The organism is Clostridium sp. Ade.TY (genome assembly GCF_000498355.1).
Lineage (GTDB): Bacteria > Bacillota > Clostridia > Clostridiales > Clostridiaceae > Clostridium.
Genome location: NZ_AVSV01000030.1, coordinates 1 through 26,483 on the forward strand (window position 1 = coordinate 1; position 26,483 = coordinate 26,483).

Annotated in this window: 31 protein-coding genes and 1 pseudogene; 5 read left to right on the forward strand and 27 right to left on the reverse strand. The window is 25.3% G+C overall.

Annotation, left to right across the window (positions count from 1 at the left end):
* Window positions 1-124 precede the first annotated feature (124 nt).
* The gene (locus O212_RS0112775) at window positions 125-889 is read left to right on the forward strand and encodes a M15 family metallopeptidase (RefSeq protein ID WP_024615492.1); all 765 of its coding nucleotides are present in this window, start codon (window positions 125-127) and stop codon (window positions 887-889) included.
* A 27-nt stretch (window positions 890-916) separates the two neighbouring features.
* Here O212_RS0112775 and O212_RS0112780 read toward each other — a convergent pair whose 3' ends face one another.
* The 8 genes from O212_RS0112780 to O212_RS0112815 form a co-directional block, all read right to left on the reverse strand.
* Window positions 917-1,699 (reverse strand): histidinol-phosphatase, encoded by a 783-nt coding sequence (locus O212_RS0112780; protein ID WP_024615493.1) that lies wholly within the window; start codon window positions 1,697-1,699, stop codon window positions 917-919.
* A 137-nt stretch (window positions 1,700-1,836) separates the two neighbouring features.
* Window positions 1,837-2,805 (reverse strand): alpha/beta hydrolase, encoded by a 969-nt coding sequence (locus O212_RS0112785; RefSeq protein ID WP_024615494.1) that lies wholly within the window; start codon window positions 2,803-2,805, stop codon window positions 1,837-1,839.
* A 173-nt stretch (window positions 2,806-2,978) separates the two neighbouring features.
* Window positions 2,979-4,361 (reverse strand): HAMP domain-containing sensor histidine kinase, encoded by a 1,383-nt coding sequence (locus O212_RS0112790; protein ID WP_024615495.1) that lies wholly within the window; start codon window positions 4,359-4,361, stop codon window positions 2,979-2,981.
* Window positions 4,362-4,364: 3 nt separating this feature from the next.
* Window positions 4,365-5,051, reverse strand: a complete 687-nt coding sequence (locus O212_RS0112795; RefSeq protein WP_024615496.1) for a response regulator transcription factor — start codon at window positions 5,049-5,051, stop codon at window positions 4,365-4,367.
* 88 nt (window positions 5,052-5,139) lie between these two features.
* Window positions 5,140-5,727 (reverse strand): TlpA disulfide reductase family protein, encoded by a 588-nt coding sequence (locus O212_RS0112800; protein ID WP_024615497.1) that lies wholly within the window; start codon window positions 5,725-5,727, stop codon window positions 5,140-5,142.
* Window positions 5,728-5,739: 12 nt separating this feature from the next.
* Window positions 5,740-6,414 carry a cytochrome c biogenesis CcdA family protein gene (locus O212_RS0112805; protein ID WP_024615498.1) on the reverse strand — a complete coding sequence of 225 codons (675 nt, stop codon included), beginning with the start codon at window positions 6,412-6,414 and terminating at the stop codon, window positions 5,740-5,742.
* A gap of 10 nt (window positions 6,415-6,424) precedes the next feature.
* Complete coding sequence (locus tag O212_RS0112810; protein ID WP_024615499.1) at window positions 6,425-6,913, reverse strand: hypothetical protein; 489 nt, start codon at window positions 6,911-6,913, stop codon at window positions 6,425-6,427.
* A gap of 128 nt (window positions 6,914-7,041) precedes the next feature.
* A complete protein-coding gene (locus O212_RS0112815) occupies window positions 7,042-8,019 on the reverse strand; it encodes a hypothetical protein (RefSeq protein ID WP_024615500.1) in 978 nt (325 codons plus the stop codon).
* Between the two features lie 129 nt (window positions 8,020-8,148).
* On the opposite strand from O212_RS0112815, the gene O212_RS0112820 reads away from it, so the two are divergent.
* Both O212_RS0112820 and O212_RS0112825 read left to right on the forward strand, forming a co-directional pair.
* Window positions 8,149-8,355, forward strand: a complete 207-nt coding sequence (locus O212_RS0112820) for a heavy metal-associated domain-containing protein (RefSeq protein ID WP_024615501.1) — start codon at window positions 8,149-8,151, stop codon at window positions 8,353-8,355.
* A 149-nt stretch (window positions 8,356-8,504) separates the two neighbouring features.
* Complete coding sequence (locus O212_RS0112825; protein ID WP_024615502.1) at window positions 8,505-8,927, forward strand: hypothetical protein; 423 nt, start codon at window positions 8,505-8,507, stop codon at window positions 8,925-8,927.
* 127 nt (window positions 8,928-9,054) lie between these two features.
* Here O212_RS0112825 and O212_RS0112830 read toward each other — a convergent pair whose 3' ends face one another.
* The 11 genes from O212_RS0112830 to O212_RS0112880 all read right to left on the reverse strand — a co-directional run bounded on the left by O212_RS0112830 (window position 9,055) and on the right by O212_RS0112880 (window position 16,979).
* On the reverse strand, window positions 9,055-9,993 hold the full coding sequence (locus tag O212_RS0112830) for a ribonuclease Z (RefSeq protein ID WP_024615503.1): 939 nt from the start codon (window positions 9,991-9,993) through the stop codon (window positions 9,055-9,057).
* A 161-nt stretch (window positions 9,994-10,154) separates the two neighbouring features.
* Window positions 10,155-11,243, reverse strand: coding sequence for a ribose-phosphate pyrophosphokinase (locus O212_RS0112835; protein ID WP_024615504.1), 1,089 nt, complete (start codon window positions 11,241-11,243; stop codon window positions 10,155-10,157).
* Window positions 11,244-11,510: 267 nt separating this feature from the next.
* Window positions 11,511-11,966, reverse strand: coding sequence for a peroxiredoxin (locus O212_RS0112840; protein WP_024615505.1), 456 nt, complete (start codon window positions 11,964-11,966; stop codon window positions 11,511-11,513).
* A 103-nt stretch (window positions 11,967-12,069) separates the two neighbouring features.
* Window positions 12,070-12,393 carry a DUF1904 family protein gene (locus tag O212_RS0112845; protein ID WP_024615506.1) on the reverse strand — a complete coding sequence of 108 codons (324 nt, stop codon included), beginning with the start codon at window positions 12,391-12,393 and terminating at the stop codon, window positions 12,070-12,072.
* A gap of 14 nt (window positions 12,394-12,407) precedes the next feature.
* Window positions 12,408-12,650 carry a hypothetical protein gene (locus O212_RS0112850; RefSeq protein ID WP_024615507.1) on the reverse strand — a complete coding sequence of 81 codons (243 nt, stop codon included), beginning with the start codon at window positions 12,648-12,650 and terminating at the stop codon, window positions 12,408-12,410.
* Window positions 12,651-12,774: 124 nt separating this feature from the next.
* The gene (locus O212_RS0112855) at window positions 12,775-13,836 is read right to left on the reverse strand and encodes an endonuclease (RefSeq protein WP_024615508.1); all 1,062 of its coding nucleotides are present in this window, start codon (window positions 13,834-13,836) and stop codon (window positions 12,775-12,777) included.
* Between the two features lie 79 nt (window positions 13,837-13,915).
* The gene (locus O212_RS0112860) at window positions 13,916-14,812 is read right to left on the reverse strand and encodes a D-alanine--D-alanine ligase (RefSeq protein WP_024615509.1); all 897 of its coding nucleotides are present in this window, start codon (window positions 14,810-14,812) and stop codon (window positions 13,916-13,918) included.
* Between the two features lie 118 nt (window positions 14,813-14,930).
* Window positions 14,931-15,461, reverse strand: coding sequence for a 2'-5' RNA ligase family protein (locus O212_RS0112865; protein ID WP_024615510.1), 531 nt, complete (start codon window positions 15,459-15,461; stop codon window positions 14,931-14,933).
* A 29-nt stretch (window positions 15,462-15,490) separates the two neighbouring features.
* Window positions 15,491-16,033 (reverse strand): DUF5662 family protein, encoded by a 543-nt coding sequence (locus tag O212_RS0112870; protein ID WP_024615511.1) that lies wholly within the window; start codon window positions 16,031-16,033, stop codon window positions 15,491-15,493.
* 20 nt (window positions 16,034-16,053) lie between these two features.
* Window positions 16,054-16,611 (reverse strand): isochorismatase family protein, encoded by a 558-nt coding sequence (locus O212_RS0112875; protein ID WP_024615512.1) that lies wholly within the window; start codon window positions 16,609-16,611, stop codon window positions 16,054-16,056.
* A 20-nt stretch (window positions 16,612-16,631) separates the two neighbouring features.
* Window positions 16,632-16,979 carry a hypothetical protein gene (locus tag O212_RS0112880; protein WP_024615513.1) on the reverse strand — a complete coding sequence of 116 codons (348 nt, stop codon included), beginning with the start codon at window positions 16,977-16,979 and terminating at the stop codon, window positions 16,632-16,634.
* A gap of 113 nt (window positions 16,980-17,092) precedes the next feature.
* Between O212_RS0112880 and O212_RS16960 the strand changes: the two are divergent.
* Window positions 17,093-17,989: pseudogene (locus tag O212_RS16960) on the forward strand (M15 family metallopeptidase); the annotation flags it as partial.
* 6 nt (window positions 17,990-17,995) lie between these two features.
* Window positions 17,996-19,066: an amidase domain-containing protein gene (locus tag O212_RS16965; protein WP_242829576.1), complete on the forward strand. Its 1,071-nt coding sequence runs from the start codon at window positions 17,996-17,998 to the stop codon at window positions 19,064-19,066.
* Window positions 19,067-19,110: 44 nt separating this feature from the next.
* Here the strand turns inward: O212_RS16965 and O212_RS0112890 are convergent, their stop codons facing one another.
* From O212_RS0112890 to O212_RS16490, 8 genes are all read right to left on the reverse strand, one after another.
* Window positions 19,111-19,890: an ABC transporter ATP-binding protein gene (locus O212_RS0112890; RefSeq protein WP_024615515.1), complete on the reverse strand. Its 780-nt coding sequence runs from the start codon at window positions 19,888-19,890 to the stop codon at window positions 19,111-19,113.
* Window positions 19,883-20,863, reverse strand: a complete 981-nt coding sequence (locus O212_RS0112895; protein ID WP_024615516.1) for an iron ABC transporter permease — start codon at window positions 20,861-20,863, stop codon at window positions 19,883-19,885. Before O212_RS0112895 ends, O212_RS0112890 begins: the two co-directional genes overlap by 8 nt.
* Window positions 20,863-21,897: an ABC transporter substrate-binding protein gene (locus O212_RS0112900; RefSeq protein WP_024615517.1), complete on the reverse strand. Its 1,035-nt coding sequence runs from the start codon at window positions 21,895-21,897 to the stop codon at window positions 20,863-20,865. The genes O212_RS0112895 and O212_RS0112900 overlap by 1 nt, the downstream gene beginning before the upstream one ends.
* A gap of 16 nt (window positions 21,898-21,913) precedes the next feature.
* Window positions 21,914-22,441, reverse strand: a complete 528-nt coding sequence (locus O212_RS0112905; protein ID WP_024615518.1) for a nucleoside-triphosphatase — start codon at window positions 22,439-22,441, stop codon at window positions 21,914-21,916.
* 104 nt (window positions 22,442-22,545) lie between these two features.
* A complete protein-coding gene (locus O212_RS0112910) occupies window positions 22,546-23,937 on the reverse strand; it encodes a nucleobase:cation symporter-2 family protein (RefSeq protein WP_024615519.1) in 1,392 nt (463 codons plus the stop codon).
* Between the two features lie 67 nt (window positions 23,938-24,004).
* Window positions 24,005-24,937 carry a carbamate kinase gene (gene arcC, locus O212_RS0112915; protein WP_024615520.1) on the reverse strand — a complete coding sequence of 311 codons (933 nt, stop codon included), beginning with the start codon at window positions 24,935-24,937 and terminating at the stop codon, window positions 24,005-24,007.
* Between the two features lie 110 nt (window positions 24,938-25,047).
* A complete protein-coding gene (gene ygeW, locus O212_RS0112920; RefSeq protein WP_024615521.1) occupies window positions 25,048-26,241 on the reverse strand; it encodes a knotted carbamoyltransferase YgeW in 1,194 nt (397 codons plus the stop codon).
* A 55-nt stretch (window positions 26,242-26,296) separates the two neighbouring features.
* Window positions 26,297-26,483 (reverse strand): M20/M25/M40 family metallo-hydrolase (locus O212_RS16490; RefSeq protein WP_029699386.1); only part of this gene is annotated, 187 nt, incomplete at its 5' end.

Sequence of the window (26,483 nt, forward strand, 5' to 3'; positions counted from 1 at the left end):
TTAAATGTTATAATATAAAATATAATTTAAAGTTTATAAAAAATTAACTTTTATTTTTCATTAATATATATAAAGTTTAATTTTTTTATTTTTATAAATATAATTTAGTAAAGGTTGAAAATTTATGAGAAGAAAAAGATACAAAAAAAGAACTAAAATTAAAAATAGAGTTTTGAAATTAATATTAATATTCTTAATTACCCTTAGTTTAACCACTTTTTTAAGTGGATATATTCATAAAAATTATAATAACTCAAAAATAACAGAATCTAATGAAAACAAAATGAAACAAACTAAAGAAAATATAAAAGATATAAAAACTTCTTCTAACATAACTAATATTTTATTAGTAAATAAGAAATACTCTGTTGATAGCTCTTATAAGCCTTCTGACCTTGTAATTCCTGAAGCTACTTATAATAATCATTCTCTTAAAATGCAACAACCTCTTAGAAAAGATGCCGCTACCTCTTTTGAAAATATGTTTATAGCAGCTGCTAAAGATAATATAATTCTTAAAGGTATATCTGGTTTTAGGTCTTATGATTATCAAGTTTCAGTATTTAATAATAGCAAACAAAGAAATGGATATAATCATGCTGAAAAATATGTAGCTAAACCTGGTCATAGTGAACATCAAACTGGACTTGCAGTGGATGTTTTATCGAATGAATATAATAACTTAAATGAAGGCTTCGAAAATACAAAAACATTTAAATGGTTAAAAGAACATATGAGTGAATTTGGATTTATTTTAAGATATCCTAAAGGTAAAGAAACTATAACTGGATATAATTATGAACCTTGGCATTTAAGATATGTAGGAAAAGATACTGCCGAAAAAATTAATAACAGTGGAATAACTTTAGAAGAATATTTAAATAAATAAAGTAGGGATTAAATATATCCCTACTTTTTATTTTCTTAAGTCTATATTATCAATAACTTCCAATCCTAATTCTTTTGCAAAATCTATAGCCATTTGAAAATCTCTCATATCTTTAGGTTTATGTGCATCTACACCTATTATTCTTCTTACATTATATTCTTTAGAGAGTTCCCAAAATTCTCTTATTGGATACATATATCTTTCACCATGATTATACTTTATTCTTCTCTTTTTGAATCCATTTATGTTTATTTCTATAGGCATATCAAGTTCCTCTGCTTTTTTTAATATTCTTCTTGATGCCTTAACTGAATACTCATCCCAATCTCTATATCCAATTCCAAATACATCTGGGTGAGCTATGTAATCAAATAGTCCACTTTCCATTGATTCAATTACAAAATCAACATATTTTTCTAAACTATCTGGTGTTAAATAACTTCCTATATAAAACCACTTCCCATTATAAGGAAAAAAATGAGCTCCAAGTATTAAATAATCAACCTTAAATTTTTCTCTTAGCTCATCATAAAGCCATAAAAAGTCTGGAAAATATTCGCATTCTATTCCCTTTTTTATTTCTATTTTATCTCCATACATTTCTTTTACTTCATCAATTTCTTTAAAATATTCTGGAAGCTCTTCATATTTCATTCTATTTTCATTATCTATATTTTTTCCAGGATGCGGCAAGTGATCTGATAACCCAATAACATCAAATTCTTCTCTGATAGCTTCTTCTACATATTCTTTAATTGTTCCAACTGCATGATTACATCTATAATTATGAGTATGATAATTTGTTTTCATTTAAAATCCCTCCTATACATATTATATGTTAAAACCGTACACTTATTTTAGTGTACGGCTTATTTTTTCTATATTTACTTTATCATCTTACTTTCCAAAAGTCTAATTAACTATTTCCCATATTTCTCTTTAATATATTATTCTATAAAATTAAATATAGTATCTAGATAATCATGCAATATATCATCCATTTCTAAGTATAATTCATGTTTTCCATTATCAAATCTAACTAATTTACAATCTTTATATAACTCTTTAAATTTATTATGTCCTATATCTTCCACAAAATCATCTCTACCTGCTTGAAAAAGTAATATTGGAATATCTATGTTAGAAATATTTTTTTCATCTATTAAATACTCTGTTGCTAAAATGGCCTCACTTAACCATGTAAATGATCCTCCACCTCTTCTAAGCTCTTCATTATCTATTAATTTATTATGATAATTTCTATATCTATGTTCATTTGAAGTTGCAGCTGATTCTAAATCAAATTTATCATCAAAAACTGTTTGTCCAAATATAAAATTATCACCTTTTCCTAACTTAGCCATTGTTTTAGCTATTAATTTAGCTAGTTTATGTGGTACTTTTCCAGTTTTTATTCTAAACATCGGAGTACTTAATATAGCCTTCTTAAAATACCCCTTATGTCTTTCAAGAAATATACATCCTATAGCTCCTCCCATTGAGTGTGCATATAAATACATTTTTCCTGAAGTATCTTTAACTATTTCATCAAGAAATTTCTTTAAATCTTCAATATAATAATCAAATTTTTCTACTGTAACTTGAGTTTTATCTAATTTCCCAAAGGCTCCAGACCTTCCATGTCCTCTATGTTCTATACCAAAAACTGAATAACCATTTTTAAGAAAATAATAAATTATTTCTTCATATTTTCCTAAAAATTCAGTAAACCCATGACTTATTACTATCTTGCCTTTTTCATTTTTTAGAATATACTTTTCATAATATATTTTTTCATCCTTTACACCTTTAAAATATCCAGTCTCTCTAATATTATTTAAAAATGTAGTAGCTTCTTCTACATCTTTTTTAATACTTCCATAATCTTTAAAATAATTTATTTTTGAATTATCCACTATAAATCTAGCCTCCCTTTTTTACTTAAATAATAAGAGGAGATAAAATAAGTATTCTCCTCTTTTAATTATTATAATTATAAAATCTCAATAACACATAACCAATATATTCAAATCTATATTATACGAATATAATACTATTATTAATTATTCATTTCAACTTTCAAATATATTTACTCCTTTTTAAGTTGTAAAATAAACTCACTTCCCCTATTAAGTTTACTATTAACCTTTATTTTTCCTTCATGACATTCGACTAGACTTTTAGCTATAGTTAATCCAACTCCAACTCCGCCTGTTTTTCTATTTCTTGATTTATCAACTCTATAAAATCTTTCAAATATATATTTTAAATCATTATCACTTATTCCAATACCATCATCCTTTATAGATATATATGTATAATCATTATCTTCATAAGATGATATATTTATATGCCCATACTCATTTGTATACTTTATACTATTTGATATTATATTTATTATAGCCTGACTAATTTTATCTTTATCAGCATTTATAAAGCTATTACTTAAGTATAATTTTAAGCTTATATTTTTATCTAAAATTTGCTTTTCAAAATTTATACACAAAGTTTCTATAAGATCTTTTACATTAATTTTTTCTTTATTTAACTTTATTATATCTCCTTCATATTTACATAAATTTTCTAAAGATTTAACTAATCTATTTAATCTTTGAATTTCTTCATAAATACTTTTTAAACGTTCTTCTGTTGGTTCTAAAACACCGTCAATTAAAGCTTCAACTTGTACTTGTATTGTAGTTAATGGAGTTCTAAGCTCATGTGATATATCTTTAGTTAATATTTTTCTAAGTTTATCTTCTTCACTAAGTGTATAGGCTAATTTATTCACCGAATTTACCATAGAATTTATTTCTTCAATTTTATTTTTATAAATAATCTTTTTTGAATAATCTCCTTCTGAAATTAATTTTGTAGCATTTATAACTTTTATTATAGGCTTACTTATTGTGTGTGATAAAACTATACCAATGATTAATGAAAAAAATATTGCTAATATTAAGACTCCAATTAAAACATTATTTAATGTATCAAAAAATATTAAATCTGAATCATTATAATAAAATGGCCCTATATATTCTATTTGTAAAATACCTATATTTTTATTATTATTTTTTATATTTATTTTTTCTATAGTATTTTCACCATTTATATTTGGATTTATCTTATTTGTATTTTCTTTATTTTTTTCCAAAACTGATTCACAAAGCAATTTATTTACTTTTCTTGCATCCCATATTACTTCTTTATTATTGTTTGTAAGCTTTATTATAAATCCTTGCTTTGCTGCATTTAATCCAATAGTATTTATATTTTCCTTATCAAAAATTCCATATTTATAAGAGTTTGAAATATTTGAAATAATTTCTGACTTTTTCTCATTTATACTATCTTCTATATAACTATTAAAATTTTTCTTTATAAAAATATTTGCAATTATACCTACCATAAAAACTAACATTAAAGAAAACGCTATAAATATTAATGTTACTCTATATTTTAATTTATTCAAAAATTAATCACCACCAAACTTATATCCAATTCCATGAACTGTTAAAATGTATTTTGGATTTTTATTGTCATCTTCTATTTTGAATCTTATATTTTTAATATGAGAATCAATTATTCTATCATAAACAAAGTTATCCTCTTCCATAGTTTTATTTATAATATCACCTCTTGTAAAAACTTTATTTTTATTTTCTGCTAATTGAAGAAGTATTTTATATTCTGATGGTGTAAGTGTTATTAATTTATAGTTTTTAAACACTTCATAACTATCTTTATCAATTATCAAGTCTCCATTATTAAATGATAGCTTTGATTTATTACTTTTAGTTCTTTTAATTATTGCATTGACTCTTGCTAAAAGTTGCTTTGGACTAAAAGGTTTAGTAACATAATCATCAGTTCCAATATTAAATCCATTTAATATATTTTCTTCATCAACTTTTGCAGTTAACATTATTATTGGAATATCTGATTTTTCTCTTAATATTTTACATACTTCTTCTCCTGAAATATCTGGTAACATTAAATCTAAAACTATTAAATCAGGCTTATTATCATCATAACTTTTTAATGCACTATATCCATCAGTAGCTATAAAAACTTCATAATTATCTTTTTCAAGATAAGCTTTTACTACTTCAATTATTTTAATCTCATCATCAACAATAAGTATTTTATTTTTTTTATTCATAAAATCACCTTTTAACTTATATTTATTTTTCAAATAAAAAAAATCAGTCCTACTATAAAGTTAGTAACTGATTCTTTATTATTTATAATTAACTTATAATAGTTTCTATATTATCATTAAGAATTTCTTGTGTTATGAGTCCTGTATGATCATTTTGTATATTTCCATCTTTGTCTATAAATAATGTTCTAGGTAATGCTTGAACATTATAAGCTTCTGCACCATTTAATTTTTCATCAAACAATATATTCATATTATAATCCTCTTTTTTAACGTACTCAAGAGCCTTATCTTTAGTTTCTCTCATACCATCTGTTAGGTTAACCATTAATATTTCTACATTATCATTTTTATATTTCTTTGATGCCTCATTAAAATATGGCATTTCTGCTTTACATGGTGGACACCAACTAGCCCAAAAATTAACTACAACTGCCTTTTTACCTTTAAAATCAGAAAGCTTTACTTCTTTTCCGTCTTTATTATAAGCAATAAAATTTGGTGCTTTTTCCGCTTTTTCTTCTGGTGCTTTTTCAGTAAACCCACTTTCTACAAACTGTTTACCTTCTTTACTATTTTCATAGTTTTTAGATAAATATTTATACCCTATAAAACTACCTATAAGTAATACACAGAACGCTATAACTATATATATAAGTCTTTTTTTATTAACCAAAAAATCTCCTCCTTAAAATGTTAATAATGATAATACTCTATTTAAATATCCTGTCATCATCATAATTCCTATAAGAATAAGTATTGTTCCAGAAATTATATTTATTATCTTATAATTTCTTTTTATAAAATTAAATGTACCTTTTAAAGTATCAATTAATAAAGCTGATAATATAAATGGAATCCCAAGACCTAAACTATATACTAAAAGCATACTAATCCCTTCTAATGTATGGCTTGAATTTGCTGCAATCATCATTGCTGACCCTAAAAATGGTCCTACACATGGAGTCCATCCAACCCCAAACACAAATCCAAATAATATTGATGAAACTATTGAACTATTTTTTCTTTCCTGCTTTATTCTAAAGGTTCTTTGAAGAAATTTAATTTTTAATATTCCTATATAGTTAAGTCCAAATATTATTAATAATATTCCAGATATTATATTAAAAATATTCATATATTCATTAATTAAGTTCCCAAATTTACCAGCCATTCCTCCAAATAAAGTAAATATAAATGCAAAACCAAATACAAATGCAAATGAATTTATAAGTGCTTTATTTTTCTTATTACCACTATTATTATCTCCCATAAAATATGAAATATATATAGGAACCATCGGTAATATACAAGGTGAAATAAATGTTATTATTCCTTCTAAAAACAATATTATATAATTCATTTACTACCTCCTAAAGTCCACAACTAATTGATTTTAAACTTTGATTATAAATATCTTCCATATTAACATCTTTAAAGCTATCTATAACTTTTATTGAACCAGCTAATTGATCATTTACAAGAATTCCATAATCTTTAGAAGGTTCAAGTTTTGTCTTGGCAGAAAACTTTCCATTTCCCTCATTATTAAACTCTACTTGTTCTCCAGTATACGTATTTATTAAAACAACTTTATCTTTATCTTTTATTCCATCCAATTTAATATTGAAATTACTATGTTTTTCAGCAATAGTTATTAAAGGATCTAATTTCCCATTTTTAAAACTTTTATTTATTATGTTTCCATCAGCTTTAATTCTTTCATAGGTTGAATTTACTTTAACCTCTTCCTTTTTATCTTTCTGATTAAAATAAGAATTTCCCTTTATTCCAATGAAAATACCTATAAAAAGCATACATATAAATATAACTATTAATTTAAATTTATTCAGAATAACCATCCTCTCTTTAAGATTATGATTTAATTTTAACTTTAAGTTTTGTAGATTTTATGAAGATTTCTAAAAAATCTATTTTAAATAAAAATTTCTTATATTTTATTTTTAATTAATACTAAAAAGGAGCCACTTTAGCTCCTTCTTATCATTTTATTTATTAAATTCAAATCCTGAAAATTTTCAATTATTTTTTCAATTTCTAAATCTATTTTTTCTATATTATTTTTTATATCATTGTTTTTGTAACTTAATTTTCTATTTATATCACATATTTTTAATTTAATATTTTTCATCTTAATCAAACTCTCTTTTATTTTTCTTTGAAATGAACTATCATCAAATATATTATTGAAAAATATATCAAAAGCATAATTAAAGCTTCCTATATTTAAATTTATATCTTTAACTATCATATTTACATCTTTCAATTCTTTTTTAAATTTATTTATTGAATATCCTAATTTATTTACTGTTTCTCTTGCAGTATCAATTCTACTATCCTTATTAATTAATAATAAAAAATCATTAAATGTTATATCATATTTTATTGAATTATTAAGGTTTTCTAAATTTTTAATTATATCATCTATTATAATTATACATTTATTTCCTTCTACAATGGCTTCTTTTAGTTCAATTTTTTCCTTTATTAATTTCTCCTTTTTAACTTCTAAAATATGAATATCATGGCCTAATATACTATTTTCTTTTATTACATTATATTTTTCTAAAAGCAACACTTTATATTCCTCGTTTATACTATTTAATTTTTTTATTCTTTTACTTAATAAATCCATATCTATTTTATATTGGTTTATTACAAAAAGACATTCATCATATTTTACTTTAGCTTCAAGATATTCTTTTTCTTCCTTATAAAGTTTATTCTTCTTATTTCTAAATATAGTTAATATTATATTGTAAATAGACATTTTCTTAAGTTTAATTACATCTTTTAACTCCTTATTTACTAACTTATTTAAATAACTCAGTTCATCTTCCTTATGCTTTAATAAAATTTCTAAACTTCTTATTTTTTCTTTTAAAGTTTCTTGTAATATAATTTTTTCTTTACATATGTTAATTCTCTCATTTAAATCTGCAAACATATAAATTCCTCCTAAGGCTAATTATTATATTATATTTTACATTTTTTTGAAATTTCCTTTTTGATATATTATTTATTGTATTTTTGTACATACTATATTTGTACTTTTAATATAAAAGGAGTGATTTTTATGGAAAGAAATCATTATATAGTTAATGGACTGGCAAATGAATTAATGAAAACTCAAATGAAAAATGCCCTTGGAAAAATTGAAGGCGTAAATAACGTTTGTGTTGACCTTGCTCGTGGAAGTGTTGAGGTAATGTATAATCCTCCAGCAACTACATCAGAAATAGAACAATGTATTGAAAATACTGGTCACAAAATAGAAAAATAACAAAAATAATCCATTAGTTTTTTTAAGAAGCTAATGGATTATTTTTATTATTTACTTTTAAATAAATTATTACAAAATATATTATAATATGGTACAATACCTATTATAAATTTGAACATGTTATAAATTTACATAAAAGGAGAGTATATATGAATATATTTTACGGTGCATACGGTATTGACTTATTATCAATATTTTTACTTTTTATAAGTCTTTTTCTTAAATTTAATTATTATACAAATTTTTTAGGACTTGCTCTTATTATATTTGTAATCTATAGAACTTTTTCTAAAAATGTATATAAAAGAACTGGTGAATTAAATAAATTTGTTTCTATAGTAAATAAAATACTTGGAAAATTCAATAAAAGTCTTCCTTATAATTTACCTAGAATGACACTTGATCATATTCCACAATCTTTTAAAATATTAAAATATAAATTTGACCAAAAAAGAAAATTTAAAATAGTTAAATGTCCAAGATGCGGACAAAAACTTCGATTACCTAGAATTCATAAAAATGTTATTGTTACATGCAAAAAATGTTCTAATGAATTTAAGGCAAAAGCTTAACATTTAAAAGGAGCTTGATTTTTAAGCTCCTTTTCTTATAAAAAATTATATAATTTATATTTATAAGAAATTATTTATTAATTTGATAACTATAACTAAAATTTAAACTAATTTTTAAAATCTATTTTTATTCAAAATTTAAACTTATAGTCATTCTATCTTCTCCAATTATAGTGTCTTTAAATACTTTACTTGCATTTTCTTTAAATGCTTCTGGTTCTGACATAGATGGACTAAAGTGAGTTAGAAGTAATCTTTTAACCTGCCCCTCCTTTGCTAGAGTAGCCGCTTCCTCAAATATCATATGTTTTTTATTTACAGCTTTTTCTAAGTCCATATCACTTCCAAACATTCCTTCACATATAAATAAATCACTATTTTTAATAAAAGGAATCATATCTTCTTTTGGTCTACTATCTGTAATTAAAGATATTTTTATACCTTTTCTATTTTCTCCAAGTACCATATCAGGTTCATATTTCATTTGATTATCTACAACTACTTCTCCTTTTTGTAGCTTATTCCAAAATATTTTTGGAACATTATTTTCTATAGCTTTATCTACTGAAAATTTTCTTTTTCTTTTAATATAAAAACTATATCCTATACATGGTGTTGAATGATCACATTCTATAGTTTTTAAAACAATATCTGATTTATTATTATCACTTAATATTATTCCTTTATCATTAATGCATAAATTTAAAAATTTAGGATTTTCTATAATATTAACTTCATAAGGTAAATATCTTACAATAACTCTAAGTCCATAAACTACTTCTTTAATTCCTTCTGGTCCAACTATCGTTAAAGGCTCTTCTCTTCCGCTATTACCTATTGTGGATAATAACCCAGTAAGACCAATTATATGATCCCCATGACAATGAGTTATACAAATTAAATCTATAGTTTTAAAACCAGTACCTAATATTTTCATAGATACTTGTGTGCCTTCTCCACAATCTATTAAAATTTTTCTTCCCTCATAATTTATAAGAGTAGCTGATAAATACCTATTTGGCATTGGCATATTTCCGCCACTCCCTAATAAATTTACATCAACCATAAAACTTCTCCTCCAATTCTTATTAATAAAATAGACTTTTATCAATTTATTCTATTAAAAAATATTATATTTTTATATTTCCATACAGAAGTTATTAATATTACTTTAAATAAAACAAAAGCCACCACTAAAAAGTGATGGCTGTATTATTTATATTCAAATTACTCTATTAAACTACGTATTATTTCTGTTGCATCCATATATTTAGCTATTGATTTTCCATGATTTAATCTATTTATAATTCTTGATAAGAATTCTGAAAGATCTACAACTTGGAACCACTTAGAATCCTTTAATTCTTGTGGAATATATGTTAAGTTAGTTGAGTAAACTTTACTTATTATTCCTCTTTCATAGAAGTCATTGAATTTTTCAAGTCCTTCTGTAAAGAATGCAAATGTTGTTGCAACATATACGTTTCTTGCATTTCTTTTCTTAAGTTCTGATGCTATATCAAGAACTGATTCTCCTGATGCTATCATATCATCAACTATTAAAACATCTTTGCCTTCAACATCTCTACCCATGTATTCATGCTTAACTATAGGATTTTTTCCATTAACTATTAATGAATGATCTCTTCTTTTATAAAATAATCCTACATCTACACCTAATACACTTGAATAATAAATAGCTCTATCCATTGCTCCAGTATCAGGACTTATTACAAGTAAGTTTTCACTATGAAGTTCTAATGTTTTTTCATTGCTTACAAGTGATTTAACTATATCATAAGTTGGATATATATTTTCAAATGATAATAAAGGAACTGCATTTTGTACATTAGGATCATGAACATCAAAAGTTATGATTTCATCTACTCCTAATCTTTCAAGTTCTTGAAGTGCTAATGCACAGTCTAAAGACTCTCTTCCTTTACGTCTATGTTGTCTTGATTCATATAAAAGAGGCATTATTACAGTAATTCTTGCAGCCTTTCCTTTTATAGCTGAGATAGTTCTCTTTATATCTTGGAAATGCTCGTCTGGTCCCATGTGATTTATAAATCCATTCATCTTATATGTACAACTGTAATTTCCAATATCGCATAAAATATAAATGTCTTTACCTCTAACAGTTTCAGAAATTTTAACCTTTCCCTCACCGTTTGCAAATCTTATTTCATCAAGTGGAACTAAAAAAGATTCGCTAGTATTTGTCTTTGTTTGGATATATTTATCTACAGCATTACCTAGTTCAGTACAACTCTTTAATGCTATTAATCCAAGTTCATGTTTTAATTCGATCATCTGTTTATCCCCTTTTCCATTATTTGAATATAGTACACTAATAAAATATATACCACTAATAGTATATATCAAAAAAGGACATATATAAATATATTTTTCCGTAAATAATTATAAAATTAATATTTTTTTATGATTTTTATATTGTTAATAAATTAAATATAAAAATATATGCTTAAGTATAATGCGTCTTAAACATTATTATAGTATTTAAAAAGCTAAGTAAAATAATTATATTACTTAGCTTTTTAAATTCATATAAATTTTTAATTATAATAAACTCTCAACGTGACCTTTTACTTTTACTTTTCTAAATATATCTTGAATTTTTCCATTTTCATTTATAACAAATGTACTTCTTTCTATTCCGAAAACTTTTTTACCAAACATATTTTTTTCTTTTAATACATCGTATAATTTACATACTTCTTCACTTTCATCTGATAAAAGAATAAATGGTAAATCATATTTTGTTATAAACTTATCATGAGACTTTAATGAATCTCTACTAATTCCTAATATAACTGTATTATTATTTAAAAAAGCTTCATGATGAGCCTTAAAATCTTGAGCTTCTAATGAACAACCTGGGGTATTATCTTTTGGATAAAAATATAATATTACTCTTTTACCTCTATAATCACTTAATTTATGTTCTTTTCCGTCTGATCCCATTAAAGAAAAATCTGGTGCCATCATTCCAACTTCTAAAATTTTGTTTTCCATTTTATCACCTTCCGAATATCATATAATAATAATTATTATATGATAATTCCTTTTTACTTTCAACTTTATTTGATAATTTCTTGATAAATACTAATATTTACTATTAATAATGCTCTCCATTTTCATAATAACAATTCTTATCTAAATTATAAAAAACAACTTCTAAACATTCTCTACTATCCCTAAATATTTCATCTAAAGTTTTGGCTACTTTATCTTGAACTTCTTGTCCTCTATCAAACCAATAAATATCTATTATTGGTGATGGCATTACTTCTTCTCCATCCATAACAAAAACGTTATCATTTAATTCAATAGTAAAATAATCTCTTGGACATTCCATTATTTCTACAAGTTCATCTATCATCCTTTTACTTTCTTTTTTAACCTCTTCTTTATTTATTCCTTTAAATTTTAACATTGGCATAATTTAAATTCCTCCTAAATATTTTCTGATACTTCATATATATTGTTTGGATTAGTTTTAATTTCTTTACAAATTTTCTCTAATTCATTTATGGCATCTTCTTCTGTTTTAAAAACTCCAACAACAGTAGCATCGCTTATATCTACAGTTCCTGATGTTATTCCATATATAATCCCCTTATTTTTCCCAAATTCTTTTCTTGCTCTAAGCTCAACATAATCTCCTAATGTTTTTTTATCTTGACTTTTTATCAACATCTCAATTCCTCCTCTTACTTTCCTATATTATTATTATAGTAAAAAATTTGTAATAATATATAAATTTTCAATAAACTTATAACATAAAAATAAAAAAGACTATGAAAAATTATAGTCTTTTTTATTATTTTTCTAAACTAAATGTAAGTGTTACTGGATTATGATCACTATATCTAAAATTATAATCTTTTCCATTAATTTTTTTAACTTCTATATTATCTGATACCATAAAACCATCAATTACAGATTTTAAATTTTCACCTTCAACATATGGTTTCATAACTGTTCTATTACTTGGTGTATTTTTATCTGCATAAATTTTAAAACCTGAAGGTACAAAAGTATCTGGTATTTTTTGAAGCCATTCAGGATGTGATTCTGTTGTTTTAAAATTAAATGCATCTGTTCCTGGAAGTTCATGATTCCAATCTCCTCCAAGTATCACATAATTTCCTTTTTTATATTCATTTTCAACAAACTCTTGAATAAATCCTAACTGTACCTTTCTAACCTTTCCACCTTTATCATAAGCTGAAAGATGAGCATTTATTAAAAGAAGGTCTTTGCCATTTGAAAGCTTTGTTCTATTTACCAACATACATCTATCAAGATCTCCTAATTGTCTAAAAAAGCTTTCTTTTCCTGGCAAATCATATCTTATCGCTGAATTAAAATCAAATTTTGACATAGTCATTATTCCACTTAAAACTTGACCATGTGGGTGTGTTAATGGAAGTGGAACCCACGCTACATCAAAATTCTTTGCAAAAGAAGTGCTATAATTTGTGAATTTATCTTTTATACTTTCATATTCATTTACCTTATAACTTCTAGTTGCTTTTTTATCTAATTCTTGTAAAAAGTAAAAATCTGAATTTAGATTTTTCATTATATTTTCTATACCATTTAAATTTTCTAAAACTGCGTCTTTACTTATAGCCCTTGACATAGTTCCACCATCCATAAAGAAATCAACATTTTTATCCATTCCTGCATATCCAACATTAAATGTGGTTAATGTATATTCTTTATTAAACTCTAAGTTTTTCTTTTGGTTATTATCAATTTGTACTGTTTCCTTAGCTTCTGGTCTATAATCAGATATAATCATAAATATAACATATCCTATAACTACTATTAATAAAATAATTACTATTCCTAATAGTGATTTTAAAAATAACTTCATGCTGCTCCCCCTAAATTATGATTATACTATTATACATAATTTAAAGTCATAAAAACATATATTTATATAAATTTTACAATTATATAGAGTACTCTATTATTTTATCTAATAATTCTGTAAAACTTATACCTCTTGCTTTTGCACTTTTAGGAATTATACTATTTGAAGTCATACCAGGTAAAGTATTTACTTCTAAAAAGTATGGTTTATTATTACTTATTATAAAATCTACACGACAATATCCTTTACACTCTAAAGTATTCCATATTTTTTTAGACATATCATTTATTCTATTTTGTATATTTTTTTCTAATTTAATAACTTTCTCTTCTGCACCATCATCTTTATATTTTGATTCAAAATCAAAAAACTCTCCTATCTTTGGTTTTATACCTACAGTTGGATATACTTCACCATTTAATATAAAAGAAGATACTTCATATCCTTTAATATATTTTTCTATCATAACTTCATTATCACATTTTAAAACTTTTAATACAGCCTTCTTTACATCATCCTTATTTTTTATAAAAAAAGTATTTATACTTGAACCACCATTATTAGGCTTTATAAACAATGGATATCCTATTTCTTCTAACTTGTTATAATCAATTTCATTAATATTTTTAACTGTAATCCAAGGTGCTGTATATACTCCTTCAGCCTTCAATATTTTTTTAGCTATATTTTTATTCATACATATAGAGCTAGTCATAACATTACATCCACTATATAAAATTCCCATAGTATCTAATACAGCTTGTATTATTCCATCTTCTCCAAATTTACCATGAAGAGCTAAAAAAGCAAAATCAATATTATTAACTTTTTCTATAACATCCTTTTTTGAATTTATTATTATAGGAATTACTTCTTCATACTTATCTTTATTTAAATATTTTAAAACTTCATTTCCTGACATTAATGAAATATCTCTCTCATCAGATACCCCACCCATTAAAACACCTATTTTCATTAGATTCACTTCCTTAAAAATTCTATTTACTTTATTTTATTTCTTTAAATATAAAAAGATAAGAGCCACATTTTAATAAAACTTTATTAAATGTGGCTCTTATCTCATAATTTAAACTTTATTTTTTTATATTAAATTCTTTATGTAATTTCCAAATATTATTTTCCCATTTGTATATACATATATTATCAAAATAACAATCAAATCTATAAGGATACTCTTTTACATAATTAAATGCTTCTTTAAATAGAGGTCTAACTTTTTTAGACGTTACTGTTACATGAAAAACTTTATCTTTTAAATCTTTATCATCAAAATTTATATATGATACTCCTTTCATATTTCCTATAAGTCTATCATGTAATTCTCTACCTTCTTTTGACATATAAACTTTCATATATATTACCCTATCATCAAAATGATCATAACCATCTAATATATACGGAGCTCTTTTTTCTTTCTTTATAAAATTTTCAATGCACTCTTCAAGTTCTATTATATCTCCATCATATTCGAATGGTGATTTTATAGTAAAATGTGCTGGAAGCTTTGATGATTTAAGTTTAAATTTTTTAAATACATCTCTTCTAATCTTATCATTGAATTGTCCTGCTTTTCCCTTAACTACAGAAACTATAACATATCTCATAAATATATCTCCTAAATTTATAAATAAAATTAAACTTCAAAGTCATCTTTTAAAACTACATTTTTTATATAACTTAAAGTTTTATCTTCACCTTCATCAGCTAATTTATTAAGTAAATCCTCTAATAATTTTCTAGTATCTTTATGTAATATATAGTATTGCTTCCTTACTTCATAATATTCTAAAGCACTTTTATCTTTATATTTTTCTTTTTGATAATTCATTGAAGCACTCATTCTGTCAATGAACATCTCAACAACATAATTTTTAGGCATTTTCATTCCTTGTAGTCCATCTTTAGGACTAACACCATAATCTATCCAATACTCAAAATGATGCTTATTTCTTCCCTTATGATGTAACCAAGCAGTAGATACTCCTTCTAATTTCTTTTGTATCCCATTTGGACTTTCAATTCCTCTATAATACTTTATTCCAGCTTTAAATTCTACCCATGAATATTTTGATAAATCATGAAGCAAACCTTGCTTATAAAGTCCAATTTTAAAACAATACTTCATAACTAACAATTTATGATTAGTAATTGTTTTAAAGTGTTTAATAAAATTCATTTAAATCACCCTAAAATATTTTACACTTCTTTTATAAACTCATCTGTAGTTCTAACTTTTCCGATTCTCTCAAATATATATTTAATAGTACAATTATGAGCTTCTTCATTTGAAGATTTCATTGCATCTTTTATAAAAATCTGATTATATCCACGTTCATAAGCTTGACGTGCTGTGCTTTCAACTCCTATATTAGTTGATATTCCACACAATACAATTGTATCTATCTTTCTTCTACGAAGTTCTAAATCTAAATCTGTTCCAAAAAATGCTCCCCATTGTCTTTTCTTTACTTTATAATCATTATCTTTAACTTCTAATTCTTCTGCAAAATTTGCCCATTCCTTGTTGTGTAAAGAAACTTTACTATAATTATCTGTTTTAGGGTTTAACATATCTTTTTCATCATGAAAATCAACATGAACAAATGATACAAATCCATTGTTTTCTCTAAATATATCAAGCACTTTTTTTGTATTATTTACTACATCTTGTCCATTAAAACCTGAAACAATGCCTTCCTGTAAATCTATAATAACTAAGGCTGTTTTATTAAAGTCAATATTCAAATCTTTCATCTTTTGTTCCTCCATAAAACCTATTTCATTCCAAACTCTACTCTTCTTTGCTTATTTATAAAATTTATAACTCTCATTTTAAATCTTTCGACTTCTTTTAATTCATAAAAATACATAAGATCTGAAGATAAAAATATTGTATCTAAAATTAAATACTTTAAATCTTTTAAATTAATTTCATTTTCATCATTTATTTCTATTTCACTAGCTCTTTCCATTAATATTCCGAATTTTTTCTTATAATCCTTTAAAGATTTTAAAGTTTCATCATTAAAATCACCTAAATTATCTTTAGCCAGATCTTCTACTAATTTAATATATTCTTTTCTAGAATTATTATATTCTTCATATATACTTTGTAAACTCATAATAGTTACCTTCTTCCATATATAAATTTAATTTTATTATTATTTTACCACATATAAAAATATTTGATTAAGGTTAAACTATTTTTGATACTTTTAAAAAGGTAGGTAATAATATGAAAAAATTTTTTAAAGTCTTTATTTTATTTTTATTAATTAGCTTTACTATAGAATTTTTACCAAAAGCTTCTGAAAAAAAAGATTATTTAACAGAAATGAAACAAGATATATTAACTATAATGCTGGCATATCCTGGATACATAACAAATTTAGAAATATCAGATAATAAAGTTTATTTAATTTTAAAATCAGGTAAAAAATTGATTTATGATGATAAAAAAGAAAAATCCCAAGATGAAAAACTTAATAATCCAGATATACAAGATATGTTAGAACAAGTTTATCCGCTTGATAAACCTGATACTATATCTAAAGAATTTAACCCTGGAAGAATAAGACACTATGGTCTTCTAAACGAAGTTTATGGATCTTCAAGAGCTTCAATTGAAAAAAATTTAACTAATTTAAAATATGGATATCCAAATTACCAATTTAATAAACAAAACAATGCAAATACCTCATTAGAAACAGCTCTTAAAGAAGCAATAACTCTTGGTAAAACAAGAACCGATATAAATAATATACTTTATCCAGCAAGTGGTACTTATAATTATAGAATTATATCAGGTACCTCAAGGCTAAGTCCACATTCTTATGGAATAGCCATTGATTTAAAACGTGATGATAGAGATTACTGGAAATGGACTTCAAAGGAAAATGGAGAAAAAAGATTAACTGAATATCCAAAAGGTCTAGTTAAAATATTTGAAGATAATAATTTTATTTGGGGCGGTAAATGGGGATACTTCGATATACTTCATTTTGAATATAGACCTGAAATAATATTAAAGTCTAAATACTTTGCAAATAACAATTCTTCTAATAATTGGTTTGAAGGAGTTCCTTTATCTGCTGAAAATAAAAATTATATATCTTTAATTGAAGAAAAGTTAACTAATATAGCTACTTTCTCAAATTTTTCAGAAGATGACTCAAATAAAAAAGAAGATAACCCTGTAGAAAATACACCATCTAAAGAAGAAATGAATGCGTTAGTTAAAAATATTTTTATAACTAGAAGTAAAGCGACCCTTACAAAAGATTTAAAAGGAATAGAGTCTCTATATGACACATCCACAAAATATGGAAAATGGGCTTATGAATACGAAGAAAAAAAAGTTAAATACATAGATAATTGGGCAAAAAAACAAGGTGTTGAATTTACTCTTATAAAGCCAAACATATTAATAAAAAAATCAACAATAAAAAAAGATGAAGCTTCATTTGCTATAATCTGTAATACCGAATATAACTATATTTATAAGGATATTCCCAAGGAAATAAATAAATCAAAAATTGGAACTTATCATTATCTTAAACTAATAAAAAACAATAATAAATGGTCAATAGTTAAAGAATGGTATAAAGATCCATTTGCAGATTCATTAAAATTAGAATCATTAAAAACTACTGAAATAACTAAATATATTAATGAACAAAATCCAAAAAATTTAAAAAATCTTAATGAAAGAAGAAAAGGTGCAATTCATTATGCTAAAAAGTATTGTGGATTAGCCCATGATACTAATCTTGGATTAATATACAATAAAAATTATAAAGACTTTAATTCAGAAGGTGGAGATTGTGCAAATTTTGCTTCTCAGATTTTATATGAGGGTGGAAAATTCTCTAAAAATGCTACTTGGAATTATGATAAAAAAGGTAGTGCAACAGCACCTTGGATAAATGCAGGAAAATTTACTAACTATATGCTTTATAGTGGTAGAGCTAGCTTAATTACTAAAGGAAAATATGAACAAGTTTATAAATTATCATTTAAATTATTACCTGGAGATTTTATTGCATACGAAAAAAAAGGTGATATTACACATGTTTCTGTTATAACAGGATTAGATAGTAAAGGTTACCCTCTAGTAACTTGCCATAATACCGATAGAAACGATGTCCCTTGGGATTTAGGTTGGAGTGATAAAAACATGAAATTTTGGATTATAAGAGTTCACTATTAATTGAAAAACACCTCTCAAAAATTAATTTTTGGGAGGTGTTTTTATTAATATATAAGCATAGGACCTACTTTTGTTTCTATTATAGAAAAGTCTTTTGAATAAACTCTTCTTAATTCATTAATAAGTTTTTCTTCATAACCTTTTTTTCTACAGTCTATAACTTCTGTAATCTTATTTTCATTTAATATATATATTTTATCACTATATCTAAGAGCTAAATTAATATCATGTAATGTAAATAACGATATCAAATTTTTTTCTTTAATTAATTGTATCATAAATTTAAATAGGTCGTGTTGTCTTACACAATCTAAAAATGTATTTGGTTCATCTAATAAGACAATTTTACTCCTTTGCATAAGCACTCTTCCTAAATAAACCATACGTCTTTCACCACCACTTAAGTCACCTATACATTTATCCTTTAAATGATATAAATTAAGTTCTTTTAAAATTTCTCTAGCTTTTTCATAGTGTTCACTGCAAGGCATTTCAAATATACTCAAATAAGGTGTAATTCCCATAGTAACTATATCTTCTACAGAATAATCCTGATTACTATGAATATTTTGTGGAATAAAAGATATCATTTTTCCTCTGTCTTTATCCTTTAAATCTCTTATATTTATATTATTTAAAAATATATCTCCTGATACATTGTCTAATATTCCACATATTGATTTTAAAAGTGTTGTTTTACCTGCTCCATTTAACCCTATAAGCGTATTTACCTCACCTGGTTTTAAAACCATATTTATATCTTTTAAAACTTTTACACTTCCATAATTGACATTTATATTTTTTAATATTAATCTATCATCCAATTCTATTTTTATCGCCCCTTTTATTAATAAGATACACTAAAAATGGAGCACCAACTAAAGATGTTAATATGCTTATAGGTATTTCTGTACTACTTATTGACCTTGCTAAAGTATCAGCAACAAGAAGTAATATTGATCCCATTAAAAGAGTTAAAAATATTGTTTTTGTTATATCATTACTTGAATGAAGTTTTACTATATGGGGTGCTAATAACCCAATCCAACTAACTATTCCAGCAACTGAAACTACTGAAGATACAAGTAATGTAGAAAAGAAAATTGCTAATATTCTAATTCTTTTCAAATTTACTCCTAAAAGTTTTGCTTGAGTATCACCCATAGTAACCACTTTTAATTGCCACTTAATTAAATTTATTGCAATAACACAAATTATAACTATAGGTATTACATAAAAGACATCTTTCCATGTACTATTATGAAACCCTCCCATAAGCCAATACTCAATTGATGGTAGTTCTTTATAAGGATCTGCAAAATATTTAAATATCATTATGAAAGCAGATGCTATTGCTCCTGTTACAATTCCTGATATAACTAAAGCTAACATTCTATTTTCCTTAACATTCTTTGCCAAGATTAACGAAAACACCACAGATAAAATTCCAAAAACAAAAGAATTTATTTGTATTGCTATAGGATTTGCCCCCATAAAAAGTATTGCAATAACAGCTCCTAAAGAACATCCAGATGTTAATCCTAATACATCAGGTGATATTAATGGATTTTGAAATATATTCTGAAACACCATTCCTGATAAAGCTAAAGCTGCTCCACTTATAACAACTAAAATTAATCTTGGTAATCTTATATTAAATAAAATCATAAAATCTTGACTATCTTTAAAATTAACTATAAGATCTTTTAAATCAAGTTTATATCTGCCTGTAAATAAAGTAATAAAAATAAGCAAAAGTAGTATAACTATATATATTGCCTTTTTGTGATTTTTCATTATAATCCTATATCTTCCTTATTTACTTCAATATTATAAAATTTCTTATAAAAATCTTTTGCTGCTTTTTCATACTCTTTACTTGAATATACTTCTGGATATAAATTATTAACAGTCCATAACATACCAAGTGCTGAACTAGGTGTTGGATAATCCCAAGGTTCTATTTTTGATGGGAACACATACACTTGTTTATTTTTTATAGCATTTATACCTTGAAGTCTCTTATCTTTTAATACATCATCTTTTGAGTAATCTGCATATTGTACTATATAAATTTTATCTGGGTTATATTTTATAAGTTCTTCAACTGATATATTAGCCCAATATCCATCTTTTAAGTTTGATGTTACATTTACTCCTCCACAAGTTTCAATTAAATAATTTTGATACATTTTTCCTGTACAAGTTCTAAGTACATTACTAGTTCCTGATAAGTAAACTGATTTCTTATCTTTAATATTTTTTGTTAAATCTTTTACTTTATCTATAGTTTTATTATAATAATCAACTAATTCTTTTCCTCTTTCTTCTTTTCCAACAGCTTTTGAAATAACATTTACAGTGTTAATAAAACCATCTAATGTTTCAGGTTCAATTGCTATTACTGGTATATTAAGTTTTTCAAGTTGAGGAATAAAATTCTTTAATCTTGTTGGTATTATAACTAAATCAGCTTTAAGTTTTGCAATTTCTTCAACATTTATATTTTTGGCATTTCCTATTGAAGGTAGATTAAGTATATTTTTAGCAGCCATTTTATAAAGTTCTCTAGACTTAGCTTTTCCTTCTACAGCAACTAATTTATCTTGAACTCCAAGTGAAACTAATAGTGCTGTTGATATATAATAAGATGATGCAATTCTCTCTGGTGTTCCTTTTATTTCGACTTTTCTATCTAAAGCATCTGTAACTACTACAGTATTTTTGCTTTCTTTATTATCTTTACCTGAATCACTACTACAAGCTCCTAAAACTCCAGTAAAAAATATTAAACATAATATTAACGCCGTAAACTTTTTATATTTTCTCATAATAATTCTCTCTTTCTTATAAATAATCTTTTATTTCATTTATAATATAAAAATATATTTCTTCTAATTGTTTATTAGTTGTATTTTCTATATCAAATACAACTATATCTTTTCTTTCTTTTAAATAATTTAAAAATTCATTATCTTTCTTTTTTATAACACCCAAAACAATTTTTTGGGATTCAATGGATCTTATAATTTCATTTTTAAAATTTAAAGCTTTATCTTCTAATACTCCTATTTCATCCATAAGTATTAATTTTGAATTTAAATCATTAATACTTTCTCTTAATATTTCACATCCTAAAACTTCAAATGTTTCTAATATTGGAATTGGTTTTTTATTTTCAAATTTTATAGAAATAGGACTAAAATTATTTGTAGATTTTATATACCCTTCCATATAAAATCCTTTATTTAAATCCTTTATATAATAAGGCTTTGTTCTATACCCACTATATTTAATATTTAAATCATCTAATATTTTATTTATTAAAGTAGTCTTTCCACAACCACTAATTCCTGTTAAAAATATATTTTTCATATAATACATTCCTTGATAATTAATTATTTGTACAAAAATATAGGTGCTAGAAAGTTATTCAATATAATCTTCTACCACCTAATATTTAAAATGTAAACTAAATTTTATACTTGAACAACTTCTTCACTCTTTTTCTCAAGTTCTTTTTCTACTTCTTCAGCACTTTCTATATCTTTTTCTGGAGTTGTTTCTTCCTTATCTTTAGGTAAAACTAAATTTAAGAATATTGCAACTAATGTTGTTACAACTATAGATGATTTTCCAAATATAGATATTGCCCAGCTTGGGAATAATGCTAATGAATCTGGAACTTGTACTATACCAACTCCAAGTGCAACTGATAAACCAACAAGTGCAACATTTCTATTTGTAAGTTTACTTTGTGCAATCATCTTAACTCCTGTCATTGTTATAGTTGCAAATACAGATAAAGTAGCTCCTCCAAGTACACATTGAGGTATACTAGTTAATACAGCTGAGAACTTAGGTACTATACCAGATATAATAATTACTATTGATGCAAAAACAAATACTGATCTATTTATAACTTTATTAACAGTTACAATACCAACATTTTGACTAAATGTAGCTGTTGGCATACAACCAAAGAAAGATCCTAGTATGCTTGAAACCCCGTTACCAATAATTCCTCCTGATAACTCTTCATCAGTTGGCATTCTATCCATACCACCACCTGTTGTAGCTGAAAGGTCTCCAATTGCTTGTACTGAATTTACAATATGCATTATAACCATAGATATAATTGCTGTAGCATTAAATGTCATGCCAAAATGCATAAACTTTGGCATTTCAAAATATCCAGCAGAAGCAACTGAATCAAATGAAATCATGCCTAAAAATAGTGCCACGATATATCCTACTACTATTCCAACTAATATAGACGCAAGTTTTAATGTACCTTTTGTAAAGTGATTTAAAAAAACTACCACCGCTAGAGTAATCATAGCAACTGCCCAGTTTTTTGGTGAACCAAACTCTGGACTTCCAGCGCCACCAGCTATATATTTAATTGCAACAGAATATAATGATAATCCTATTGAAAATATAACTGTTCCTGTAACTACTAATGGGAAAAATTTAGCTAATTTCTTTACAAAAATACCAAATATAATAGCAACAATTCCACCAACTACTTGTGCACCAAATATAGTTGCTATATCAAATTCACCTGCTATAGCTGTAAGTGTTGGTACATAAGCAAAACTGACACCCATAATTATTGGAAGTCCAGAACCAATCTTCCTAAACAAAGGAAATAATTGAATTAAGGTTGCAATTCCTGAAAATATAAGTGATGTTTGAATAAGTAATATTTTATCATGTGGAGCTAAATTAGATACTCCAGCTACTATAATCGCAGGTGTAACACATCCTACTATCATCGCTACAACATGTTGTAAGCCTAATGGTATTATTTCTTTTAAACTTGGTCTTCCATCAAATTGGAAAAGTAAAGATTTCTCATTTAATTGCATAAGAGTCCCCCCATAAATCAAGATGCATATTATACGTTTACATATAATCGTATAATATGTTTAAAGTTTATAAATTCTTTATTCTTGTTCCCGTATTTCCAGCTATACCATCTTTTGCTTTCTCAAGAAGTGTAATTAATGAGTATCTACCTTTTTTAGATTCTGCAAAATCAACAGCAGCTTCAACCTTAGGCTTCATAGATCCTGGTGCAAAATGACCTTCATCTAAATATTTTTTTATTTCACTAATACTAACATCTTCAAGCCACTCTTCATTCTCTTTACCAAAATTTATAGCAACTTTTTCTACTGCTGTTAAAATAATTAAGCAATCTGCATCTAATTCTTTTGCTAATGTACAACTTGCTAAATCCTTATCTATTACAGCGCTTGCTCCATGTAGTTCATTTCCTTCCTTGACTACTGGAATTCCACCACCACCGCAAGCTATTACAACTTGATTATCTTCAACTAAAGCTTTAATTGTATCTATCTCTACAATACTTACTGGCTTTGGTGAAGCAACAACTTTTCTATATCCTCTACCTGAATCTTCAATTACTTTTTCTCCATTTTTTATTGCAATATCAGCTTCCTCTTTTGTCATAAAGCTTCCAATTGGCTTTGTTGGATTTTCAAAAGCTTTATCATTAGGATCTACTTCAACTTGAGTAATTATTGTAGAAACAGGTTTATTTATATTTCTATTTAAAAGCTCTTCTCTTATACTATTTTGCAAATCATATCCTATGTATCCTTGACTCATTGCAACACATACAGACATTGGACAAGTAGTATATTTAGGATTTTGTTTAATAAAATCATTCATTGCAATATTTATCATACCAACTTGTGGTCCATTTCCATGAGAAACAACAACTTGATTTCCTTCTTCTATAAGATCTACTATAGCTTTAGCAGTAGATTTAACTGAAACCATTTGCTCTTCTAAATTATTTCCTAATGCATTTCCACCTAATGCAATTACTATCTTTTTCATAAATTCTCCCCCTACCTATAATTTTAAAATACACTTTACTATAAAAGTAAATTATAGGCTCCTACTAATTCTTTTTAATTGATTTAATAAGAGCCTACATTAATTATTTTTTACTTAAATTCTCTCATTTTATTTTGAGCTTCTAATTTAGCTAAAACTTCTTGTGGGTTCTTAACCTTACTTAAGAAAATCATTGCAGCAATAATATATGGTTTAAAGCTTGCTTCTTTGTATAGTGGATCTCTATATCTATCAAATACTGATCCATCTACTTCTCCTTCTTTACAACTTACTCCAGTAATGTCAGCTGGTAAACAATGCATGTAAAGTGCTTTTCCATCTTTAGTTAATTTCATTAACTCTTCTGTACATGCCCAATCTTTATGATTAGCATTTTGTGCTAATAATTCTTTTTCTAATTTATCTATACCTTCTTGGTCTCCTTGAGCATATAATTCAGTACGTTTTTCCATAGCTACAAATGGAGCCCAGCTCTTTGGATATACTATATCAGCATCTTTAAATGCTTCTTCCATTGAGTTAGTTTTTGTAAATGATCCACCTGATTTTTTAGCATTTTCTTTTGCTACTTCTTCAACTTCTTCCATTACTTCATATCCTTCTGGATGTGCAAGTACAACGTCCATACCAAATCTAGTTAATAGTCCGATAATACCTTGAGGTACTGATAATGGTTTTCCGTATGATGGAGAGTATGCCCAAGTCATAGCAACTTTCTTTCCTTTAAGATTTTCAATTCCACCAAATTCATTAATTAAGTGAAGAGCATCTGCCATTGCTTGAGTTGGATGGTCTATATCACATTGTAAATTAACAAGTGTTGGTCTTTGTTCTAAAACACCATCTTTATGTCCTTCTTGAACAGCTTTTGATACTTCTCTCATATAAGTATTTCCTTTTCCGATAAACATATCATCACGAATACCTATAATATCAGCCATAAATGAAATCATATTAGCAGTTTCTCTAACTGTTTCTCCATGAGCTATTTGTGATTTACCTTCATCTAAATCTTGAACTTCTAATCCTAAAAGGTTACAAGCTGATGCAAAACTAAATCTTGTTCTTGTTGAATTATCTCTAAATAATGATATTCCAAGTCCACTATCAAATATTTTTGGTGATATGTTATGTTTTCTTAAGTCTTTTAACGCTTCTGCAATTGTAAATACTGCTTGTAATTCATCATCTGACTTTTCCCAAGTTAACATAAAATCATTGTTATACATATCACTAATTTTTAAATCATTTAATTTTTCTATATATTTTTCCATTATAGTCATTTTTCTTTTCCCCTTTTCTCTAATAAATTATATATTTTTCTAATAAATTACTTTTTTATTTATTGTCTCTACAGTATATTGTTGGCATTGCTGCATAAACTGCTGCACATCTTACTAAATCTTCTTTCCATGTTTTTTCATTTGGAGCATGCGCTTCTTCTTCTTTTCCTGGTCCAAATCCTATACATGGTATTCCGTATCTTCCCATTATTGAAACTCCGTTTGTTGAGAATGTCCATTTA